A 9807-nucleotide genomic window follows, 5' to 3' on the forward strand; every position below is an offset into this window, starting at 1 on the left:
TACAATACTCGGCTCTCCTTATTAGGGGAGCTTTTCTTCTATTTAACAGGAGAGTCGCCTTCAATGGAACAAACAGAAAGATAGCGAACTCTATCCTGAATGGTTGACGATTTTAGCTGTGGCGGATGACAAAGGACTTGTAGAGCAGTATATTGGTGTCTTCACAGATATAACGAATCAAAAAACGGCGGAAGAAGAGTTAAAGAAAATGGCACACAGCGATCCGTTGACGGGCATTGCAAATCGATATTCATACAATATTGGTCAGTTGGTGCTGAGACAAGTATGTCGTGATTTGAAAACGTTGGAGCAATTTGGATTTAACAAGTTTTCGCTGGCCGTCAATGTCTCGCCGCTTCAATTTTTACAAGACGACTGTGGCATTATAAGTGATGAGAATGTGCCCGCCCGTTTTCTTGAACTGGCAGTGACCGAAAGTACGGTCATGCTGGACGCGAAAAAATCTGTGCAGCGGCTGACAGAGCTGAAAAGTATCAGATTTAAATTGTCGATTGATGATTTCGGCACCGGGTACTTATCACTTAGTTATTTAAGGCGTTTTCCTATAGACCATTTAAAAATTGACCGCAGTTTTATTCAGTCCATAGACCAGTTTGCAGAATTAATTGATTTTCTTTATTTGGATTTAACGGAAGAATACGAATGAAAAGAGGATGTTATGACGTATACAATCATCGCGACAGCTGCTATGGGTTTAGAGGCGCTCGTTGCTAAAGAAGTAAAAGAGCTCGGTTATTCGCCACGAACGGAAAATGGCAAGGTATATTTTGAAGGAGATGCGACGGCAATTGCCCGCTGCAATATGTGGCTGCGGACGGCAGATCGTGTCAAAATAGTGGCCGCCGAATTTTATGCGAAAACGTTTGATGAATTATTTGAAAAGACGAAAGCGATTGAATGGGAACAATTTTTGCCGAAAGATGCATCGTTCCCGGTGCAGGGGAAATCGGTTAAGTCAACGTTGTTTAGTGTATCTGACTGTCAGGCCATCGTCAAAAAAGCAATTGCAGAACGATTGAAGCATGTGTATAAAATGGAGGCGTGGCTGCCAGAAACGGGTGCGCATTTTCCACTGGAAGTCGCACTCTTAAAAGATAAAGTGACAATTACGATCGATGCGAGCGGTGCAGGTCTACATAAACGAGGCTATCGGGTCGGACAAGGAGAAGCACCGATCAAGGAAACATTGGCTGCTGCACTTATTCAGCTGACAAACTGGTACCCAGACAAGCCATTTGTTGATCCATTTTGCGGTTCGGGTACGATCCCGATTGAAGCAGCACTGATCGGTCAAAACATTGCGCCTGGTTTTAACCGGGATTTCGTGTCTGAACAGTGGGCGTGGATAGGTGACAATGTATGGAATGACGTCCGAACGGAAGCAGAAGACAAAGCAAATTATGATCAGCCGCTTGATATTGAAGGGTTTGATATTGATTCAAATATGATCAGTATCGCCAACAGCAATGCATTTGAAGCAGGGCTTGGTGATTTAATTAACTTCCGGGTTAGAGATGTTACACAGTTTGAAACAGATAAAGAGTATGGCGTCATCGTTGGCAATCCACCGTATGGTGAGCGACTAAGCGACCGTCCAGCTGTTGAAAAATTGTATGCAGATATGGGATATAAGTTCAAATCGCTTGATACGTGGTCTATTTACATGCTTACGTCGCATGAACAATTTGAAGAAGTATATGGCAAGCCAGCGACGAAAAAGCGAAAACTATTCAACGGGTTTATTCGCTGTGATTACTATCAATATTGGGGCAAGCGCCCGCCGCGCCGCTCTGAATCTGAATAAAGCGGAGTGATCAGAAACAGTGGTGATTGGTCAGAAATCCAGAAGATATAAAAAGCGCAAAAGCGGTGCCAGGCCTGCTTTTGCGCTTTTTATATGGTATTACCAGAACTTGAATCCTTTTGATCCGAGTGGACCGCCGTTGATTATGTCCATAATTGGAACTGTGTATGCAACTAAGATGAGCGCAACTAATACAGTAATCCAGACTTTCCAGTTTTCGAGAATCTTCGGTGTTTTTTCAGCATCTTTATCGATTGCACCAACAGGGAATTCTTCATCGCCTTTTGGTGCAAACCAGCATAAGTTCACGAAAATGATCAAGACTAAAATGATGCCGAGGAACAAGATTGTGCCGCCGACGGCCTGTGCGATTTGATACGGAATCCATTCGAGTGCCTGCTCAGCATCGCCATATGTTGAGTAAGACGAACGACGTGGTGCCCCGAGAAGACCGACCCAATGCATCGCGCCGGACATAATCGTCATCCCAAACGTCCACGTAAATGCTTGTATAATTGCAAGTTTATTCATTTGTGGCGTTAAAATGCGTCCTGTTAAATGTGGAATGAGCCAGTAGGCAATCCCAAAAAACGTTAATAAAACAGTTGTTGCAACGGTTAAATGGAAATGACCCGTCACCCAGATTGTATTGTGAATCACCTGATTCATTTGATAAGAGGCGTTGATAATACCACCGGCACCAGCTGGAATGAACGCGGCCATACCGATAAATGGAACAACGAAACGTGCATCACCCCACGGCAGCTTGTGAAGCCAGCCGAACAATCCTTTACCACCGAGTTCACGTCCACGCAGCTCAAATGTGGCAAACATACTGAATGCGGTCATGAGCGACGGAATGATAACCATAAAGGTTAAAATAACTTGTACGAATTTCCAAAATTCTGTAATACCAGGTTCTGTTAGCTGATGGTGAATACCAACCGGAATCGAGAACAATAAAAATAAAATGAATGAAAGACGGGCAAGTGAATCCGAGAAAATTTTACCACCGATCACTTTCGGGATAACTACATACCATGCCATGTAAGCGGGAAGGAGCCAGAAATATACGAGTGCATGACCGAAATACCAGAACAGTGTACGTGTAATTGCCACGTCGACACGTTCAATGAACCCGAGTGACCACGGCAAAAGTTGAAGCAATACTTCTGCTGCGACGCCAAGTGTTGCAACGAACCACATGAGGGAGTTGGCAACGACCATATACGTTAAAAGCGGGGACATTTCTCCTTTGTTTTCTTTGCGCCACTGTGCATACTTTGCCAATTGGGCAAAGATGACGAACCAGCTGCCAACGACGATAAATGTTAAACCGAGATAAAAAATCCAGTGTGCTTGCAGCGGTGCATAAAATGTATATAAAACCGTTGCTTCATTTAATAAAATCATCGTTGCTGACATCACAGTACCTAGCAGCATAATCCAAAAACCAATCCAGCTAGCCAGGCGCTGTTTCGCTGTAAATGTACCAGATGTACGGCTGACAGCAGCAGCTTGGAAACCGAGAATGAAAAATGTTGTTAAGACAAGTCCAAGCATGACGCCGTGAACGGTTAATACTTGATAATAACCGATATTTGCTGGAAGCTCGAAACGTCCAGAACGGACAAATACTTGTAAAAGTCCCATCAATCCGCCAATGGCAAGGGCCGCAAATGCAACATACATATGGGCCATCGCGAGGCGTGCATCGCGTTTATCTACGCATAAAAATGTGCTGTTATTCATTTACATCCACCACCTTATACATCATTTTCATCGTGTGATGCCCTGTGCCGCAATACTCGTTGCATACGACAAGGTATTCACCTGTTTTATCCATCGTTGTGACATATTCACTTACGTAGCCCGGTTCGAGCATCATGTTAATATTTGTGCCGGCCACTCCATATCCATGCACAACATCTTTCGTTGTAGCGATGATTTTTACAGTTGAACCAACTGGAATCTCCACTTCAGTCGGCATATACATGAAAGCAGAAGCGACGACGACAAGTTCGTAGTCCCAATCTTTACCTTCTACTTTTTTAAGGCCAGGTTCATTAAATGGAGCGACTTTGTCCACTTGTTCATAGTTAATCGTTTTTACTGAACTAGGCGGCTGATGTCCTTGGTGGAACGCACTAATCCCAACGATGACGAGGAATAAGACAAGCGAGCCGATTCCAAACGTGAGCCACCACTTTTCATAACGGTGTAAATGCATACGTATAATTCCTCCTTCAAACAAATTAGAAACGATCAGTGAAAATAGAAAAGACGACCATCCATGAAGCGATGATAAAAATGCCTATTCCAAATACGGCGTATAATGTTCCTTTTAATGAGTGCTCTTCTTCCCGAAGTTTGTGATTACGTTTTCCAGAAGCCATTCTAAATCTCTCCTCTCTTGATCGTCTTATTCCCCGTTAACACTATCTTAGGTGTGTAAAAAAATAGATTCTGTGAGAAAAATCACGAATTATCTTTTTATTGTGAAAAAAATGTGAAATAGTGGTGAATATATGTTAACGAATAATCAGAAAAAATAGAATCTTAACGTTCGTGTTTTATCTTGATTTTTTCGTGCTTTCTGCTAATATATAAAGCATAAATGAACTATACCCGCTCATATAATCGTGGGATTTGGTCTGCATGTTTCTACCGGACTATCGTAAATGGCTCGACTATGAGTGAACAACAGTGCGGTTCGTCCGTTCGCAGCCTGAGGGGCATTGTTCACTCTATTCAATAAAGAGAAAATCATGCTTTAGGCTTTTTTTTATGTCTGAAGATATAAATAGGAGGAAGAAAGAATGAAACGTCTTCAGGAAAAAATGAAACAGGACGGACGCGTTTTGTCCGAACATGTTTTAAAAGTAGATTCTTTTTTGAACCATCAGATCGATCCTTTGCTCATGAAAGAAATTGGAGAAGAATTTGCCAATCGTTTTGCATCAGAAAAAATCACAAAAATTGTTACACTTGAATCTAGTGGCATTGCACCATCTGTTATGACGGGTCTCGTACTCGGCGTGCCAGTCGTGTTTGCTCGTAAACGGCAGTCGCTGACGATGACGGATGATTTACTGACAGCCAATGTGTATTCATTTACGAAAGAAACGGCGAATCGTATTGCCGTATCAAATGCCTTTTTATCGGTGGATGATCATGTGCTCATTATTGATGACTTTCTTGCCAATGGCCAGGCAGCCCTCGGATTAATCGACATCGTTCGTCAGGCGGGCAGCTCCATTGCAGGTGTTGGCATCGTTATTGAAAAATCATTCCAGAACGGCGCCCAATTGCTCGAACAAGAAGGTATACGTGTTGAATCATTAGCGCGTATCGGATCGCTTAAAGAAGGGGAAATCCAGTTTAAAGAAGAGGGGCCGCAAAAATGAAGCCCTCGACGTTTAAAACGGCATCCCTTGGCATTCAGCACGTTCTAGCGATGTATGCAGGCGCGGTCCTTGTTCCATTAATCGTAGGTGCAGCGATCGGCATGACGCCGAAACAGCTGACGTATCTCGTATCGATTGATATTTTCATGTGCGGAATTGCGACATTGCTGCAAGTATGGCGTGGCAAATGGATCGGCATCGGACTTCCTGTTGTTCTTGGCTGTACGTTTACCGCTGTCAGTCCGATGATTGCAATCGGGACAACGCACGGTATTAACTATATATATGGTGCTATTATTGCATCAGGCATTTTTGTTTTACTTATCGCTCCTTTTTTCAGCAGGCTCGTCCGCTTTTTTCCGCCGGTTGTGACAGGTTCGGTTGTGACGATTATTGGCGTGACACTTATTCCGGTTGCGATGAATAATATGGGTGGCGGGCAAGGCAGCCCAGACTTTGGTTCAACCGAGAATATTACCCTTGCATTTACGACGTTGGCTATTATTATTTTGATGTATCGCTTTTTTGACGGTTTTGCTCGTTCCATTTCTGTGCTGCTCGGTCTTCTTATCGGAACGGTTATTGCCTTCTTTATGGGCAAAGTCGATTTTGCTCCCGTTATGGATGCATCTTGGTTTCATGTCATTCAGCCGTTTTATTTCGGCGTCCCTGCGTTTGAATGGTCCGGTATTTTAACGATGATCCTCGTGGCGATGGTGAGTCTTGTTGAATCAACAGGTGTTTACTTTGCCGTTTCAGATATGTGTGATGAAGAAGTCACTGAACACGATTTGGCGAAAGGATACCGTGCAGAAGGAATAGCGATTATGCTCGGTGGGATTTTTAATGCATTTCCGTATACGGCTTTTTCACAAAATGTCGGTCTTATGCAACTGTCGGGTGTGAAATCAAGAACCGTTATTTTTTACACAGCCGGCTTCTTGATTTTCCTTGGCCTTGTGCCGAAAATCGGTGCATTCACGACGATTATTCCGTCGAGTGTGCTTGGCGGTGCGATGCTGGCGATGTTCGGAATGGTGATGGCTCAAGGAATTAAAATGCTCGGAAATGTCGACATGGGTAAGCAGGAAAACTTACTGATTATTGCCTGCTCAGTTGGGATGGGGCTTGGTGTGACAGTTGTCCCCGAATTATTTGCAGGTCTGCCGGACGGTGTGAAAATTTTAACGGGGAATGGAATCGTCGCCGGCAGTTTGACGGCGCTTGTCCTTAATGTACTGTTTAATGAAATCGGCTGGAAGCGGACAGTGGATGTGCCCGCGAAAGAAAAAATGTCATAAAACAACTGATGGAAAATATCCCCATGTTTTAAAGACATTAAAATGTCGTAACGTCATCTCCATTTCTTACATGAAAAGAAATGGAGGTGACGTTTTTTGTGTTCAAAAAGACTTACAAAGAGAAGTGTATCAAATGAATAATTGGAATTTAATTGCTTTTTTATCAGCAAAGAAATCTGAAGGATTACGAGCGCCAACAATAAAAAGTTATGAGGAACATTATCCTGATGTGATGTTAGTAGCTGAGTTAACATCTCCTATTATCAGAAAATATCTTGTGTATATGAAGGAAGATCATTTCAATTATAAGACAAAAACAAATGATTTAAGCATCCAGACGGTCAATGCTAGACTCAGATTTTTGATGAGATAGCCGTTTATTCGGCTATCTTTTTTCTTTTCTATGGTGAATCTGGTGAAAGTCCACGATTTCGGCGCCTTGAAATTTAACATCGTTGGCACCGATATTGGATTATGTATGCAACTTCTTAATTTCTTCAATTACTATTGAGCTGAACAATTTCATCGGCTCCAATAATACTCCAGCATTCTGATGTTCAATTTCTTCATTAAAATCATTCATAAACCAGATTGAATCCGGAAAGGCTAAAAAAGCAGTCATTAAAAAGGAGTGAGCACTGTGGGACAAAATCATCAATTTTTAAATATTTTGTATAGTTAAAGGAGGAAATATGATGGGTAAATTTAATATTTATATTACAGTTTGTTTGACCATTCTTACATTGATAGGATGTAATAATAAAGAAAGAGTGGCTGAAAATGAAAAAGTAGTCGTAGAAGAGACAAGCGATAAAGCAATAGAGGAGAAGGTTGCTGGAGATGAAGAATTGCAGTTGGAATTGCCTAGGTCTGCAGCAATACGAATTGCAGATATGAAGCAAATCGATCAAGCACATGTGATCATTCAAGGTCACAAAGCTTATGTTGCTTTAGTTTTAAATGATACAGCTGAAGCAGTTCCAGTTCCTATAGAAGAAAAAATTTCGGACCTGTTAATGGATGGAGATCCACAGATTGAGGAAGTATTTGTTTCAGCAAAACCTGAATTCGTAAAGAATATGGCCGAGTTTGAAAAAAGACTTACTGCAGGGGAACCAAGTAAAGATTTTATTGACGAATTTGGTAATACAGTTCGAAAAATATTCCCAAATACTTAAATAAATTCAGATGTAAAAATGTATGAATAAAATAAACGAAAGGTCGTGCTAATTTTGAGCAGGACCTTTCGTTTATTTTTCTGGTTATTATGAAGTATTTGAAAAACAGGTGAAAGAAGCCAGAATTAGTATTTCAATTCTGGATAGTGCCTTGCCGGAGTTTAGAGATTCAAGCAATAATTGAATGAAATAGAACTGGTGTATACTACAAACACTTAGAAAAGGGGGTACAGTCACTTCTAAAAAAATCAGTAACTTCAATCATATTTTGATTATTTTAATAGGTAGCATTTAAATGTCTATTTTTTTAGTTCTAAAGTTATAGTAAAAAATACTGACAAATGAGGAGATCTACAGTAAAATAAAGTGAAACTTCACTCAATGGGGGTCTTACTGCCTGTTAATGTGGGATAAAAAGAAAAAGCGGGGTGTGAATATGAAAAACACACAACTAGATAAAAATACGGTCATTAAAGAAGTGTTGAATTGCGCCATTGAATCCATCCGGACGGTCATTCCAATCGAAGCGCAGGTGGGACGACCGACATTATTAACGGAGTCATTTAGCCATCATGCAATAGGTGTTTTTATCGGGATCACCGGTGATTTGCCGGGCCGCCTAATTTTAGAAGGATCAGAAGAATCGTTTTCACGTTTAGGGACGAAGATGTTTGGCATGCCAATCGAAGGTGAAATGGTTGAGTCATTTGCCGGTGAAGTTGTCAATATGATCGCGGGCAATATGGGTGCCGCATTGTTTACAAAAGGAATTACGATTGATATTACACCGCCAACGATCATTGTAGGTGATTCGAAAATTTCCGGATTCAAGCAGGCGATCAAGCTGCCAATAGCGTTTCAGGAAGCCGGGGAATACGAGTTAGTTTTAAATATTGAAAAAGGCTAACAGCAGTTGTCGAATTCCATATACATAAACATATTTAAGTATATATAAGATGGCATTGAATAGGCTGTTATATAAAATAGACATAAAGTCTTTCGTGTGAATCGTAAGGGGGATTTCGTTTTTGCCCTTGCGTGATGTTTACTCATGTATACATCTTTCTGATCGATGATGAATAAGGCATCTTTTTTGGTTGCAAAAAAAGAAAATGGGTGTTAGGATATAAATAAGGATGAAAATCATTATCAACTAAGAGAGAAGGCGTTTGAAATGATCTGGTTATTTGTGACGGCGACAGTAGTAACGTATGGTGGAGTAATGAAATTTGTGCTGGATCGTACGGCAAATCAAACAAGTACGCCTGTATTTAAAAAATAATAAATGACAATGAATATAGGGATACAGTGAAACAGGTGCACACCGCTTTCATTGTATCCTTTTTTATTTGCCAAAAATCATATACAATAATGAAAAAAAGGTGTACGCATCGAAGGGACGGAACAAATATGGAAGCACCGACAAAAAGTCACACGATGGAAACAATTCGGGCACGCACAGCGAGGCTTTATGAACAATTTATACATAATGAAGACACTGAACGGGCGGAAAAGGCCGAGCTCTTTTTACGTAAAATGAATGATCATGAATTTATCGTCGCGTTTTGCGGCCATTTTTCAGCCGGCAAATCGACGATGATTAATGAATTAACAGGTGAAGCACTTTTACCGTCAAGCCCTATTCCAACAAGTGCCAATCTCGTTAAAATTAAACCGGCCGAAGAAGACTTTGCTAAAATTAACTATCATAATGGCCGTCCGCTCTTATTTAAAGCGCCATATGACATAAAGCATGTAAAAAAGTTCGCAAAAGATGGCGATGAAGTGGCATCCATTGAAATCGGACATTCGTCGTCTCATTTGCCGCCTGACGTGACCGTGATGGATACGCCGGGCGTTGACTCGACAGATGATGCACATCGTATCTCAACTGAGTCTGCGCTTCACCTTGCGGATATGGTGTTTTACGTGATGGATTACAACCACGTACAGTCAGAATTGAACTTTATTTATACGAAAGAACTGTTGTCGCATGGGGTGAAGTTGTATTTAATTATTAACCAGATAGATAAACATAAAGAAGAAGAATTATCGTTTAGTGCGTTCCGCCAGTCTGTGTATGATTCATTTGCAAC

Annotated in this window: 11 protein-coding genes and 1 riboswitch; of the genes, 8 read left to right on the forward strand and 3 right to left on the reverse strand. The window is 41.3% G+C overall.

All coding sequences use genetic code 11. The annotated features are described in order from the left end of the window. Positions 1 to 103: 103 nt before the first annotated feature. Positions 104 to 667, forward strand: a complete 564-nt coding sequence (locus tag AWH49_RS18670; RefSeq protein ID WP_063966905.1) for an EAL domain-containing protein — start codon at positions 104 to 106, stop codon at positions 665 to 667. Between the two features lie 12 nt (positions 668 to 679). After that, the gene (locus AWH49_RS18675; protein ID WP_063966906.1) at positions 680 to 1825 is read left to right on the forward strand and encodes a THUMP domain-containing class I SAM-dependent RNA methyltransferase; all 1146 of its coding nucleotides are present in this window, start codon (positions 680 to 682) and stop codon (positions 1823 to 1825) included. A 99-nt stretch (positions 1826 to 1924) separates the two neighbouring features. On the opposite strand, the gene AWH49_RS18680 is transcribed toward AWH49_RS18675, so the two are convergent. Genes AWH49_RS18680 through AWH49_RS20480 form a run of 3 tightly spaced genes read right to left on the reverse strand, consistent with a single transcriptional unit; the run spans position 1925 to position 4221 of the window. Continuing rightward, positions 1925 to 3577 carry a b(o/a)3-type cytochrome-c oxidase subunit 1 gene (locus AWH49_RS18680; protein WP_063966907.1) on the reverse strand — a complete coding sequence of 551 codons (1653 nt, stop codon included), beginning with the start codon at positions 3575 to 3577 and terminating at the stop codon, positions 1925 to 1927. Beyond that, positions 3570 to 4055 (reverse strand): cupredoxin domain-containing protein, encoded by a 486-nt coding sequence (locus tag AWH49_RS18685; protein WP_063966908.1) that lies wholly within the window; start codon positions 4053 to 4055, stop codon positions 3570 to 3572. Before AWH49_RS18685 ends, AWH49_RS18680 begins: the two co-directional genes overlap by 8 nt. A gap of 25 nt (positions 4056 to 4080) precedes the next feature. Further along, a complete protein-coding gene (locus AWH49_RS20480) occupies positions 4081 to 4221 on the reverse strand; it encodes a hypothetical protein (RefSeq protein ID WP_169816017.1) in 141 nt (46 codons plus the stop codon). 216 nt (positions 4222 to 4437) lie between these two features. Further along, a riboswitch (purine riboswitch) is annotated at positions 4438 to 4538 on the forward strand. Between the two features lie 106 nt (positions 4539 to 4644). On the opposite strand from AWH49_RS20480, the gene AWH49_RS18690 reads away from it, so the two are divergent. From AWH49_RS18690 to AWH49_RS18715, 6 genes are all read left to right on the forward strand, one after another. After that, the gene (locus AWH49_RS18690) at positions 4645 to 5232 is read left to right on the forward strand and encodes a xanthine phosphoribosyltransferase (protein WP_063966909.1); all 588 of its coding nucleotides are present in this window, start codon (positions 4645 to 4647) and stop codon (positions 5230 to 5232) included. Further along, on the forward strand, positions 5229 to 6533 hold the full coding sequence (locus tag AWH49_RS18695) for a nucleobase:cation symporter-2 family protein (protein ID WP_063966910.1): 1305 nt from the start codon (positions 5229 to 5231) through the stop codon (positions 6531 to 6533). The genes AWH49_RS18690 and AWH49_RS18695 overlap by 4 nt, the downstream gene beginning before the upstream one ends. A 133-nt stretch (positions 6534 to 6666) precedes the next feature. Then, positions 6667 to 6906, forward strand: coding sequence for a hypothetical protein (locus tag AWH49_RS20240; RefSeq protein WP_157723783.1), 240 nt, complete (start codon positions 6667 to 6669; stop codon positions 6904 to 6906). A gap of 322 nt (positions 6907 to 7228) precedes the next feature. Next, positions 7229 to 7711, forward strand: coding sequence for a YhcN/YlaJ family sporulation lipoprotein (locus AWH49_RS18705; protein WP_063966912.1), 483 nt, complete (start codon positions 7229 to 7231; stop codon positions 7709 to 7711). Positions 7712 to 8147: 436 nt separating this feature from the next. Beyond that, complete coding sequence (locus tag AWH49_RS18710; protein ID WP_063966926.1) at positions 8148 to 8618, forward strand: chemotaxis protein CheX; 471 nt, start codon at positions 8148 to 8150, stop codon at positions 8616 to 8618. Between the two features lie 503 nt (positions 8619 to 9121). Continuing rightward, the coding region (locus AWH49_RS18715; protein WP_211268420.1) for a dynamin family protein at positions 9122 to 9807 on the forward strand (686 nt) is incomplete at its 3' end.

The organism is Domibacillus aminovorans (assembly GCF_001643235.1).
GTDB lineage: Bacteria > Bacillota > Bacilli > Bacillales > Domibacillaceae > Domibacillus > Domibacillus aminovorans.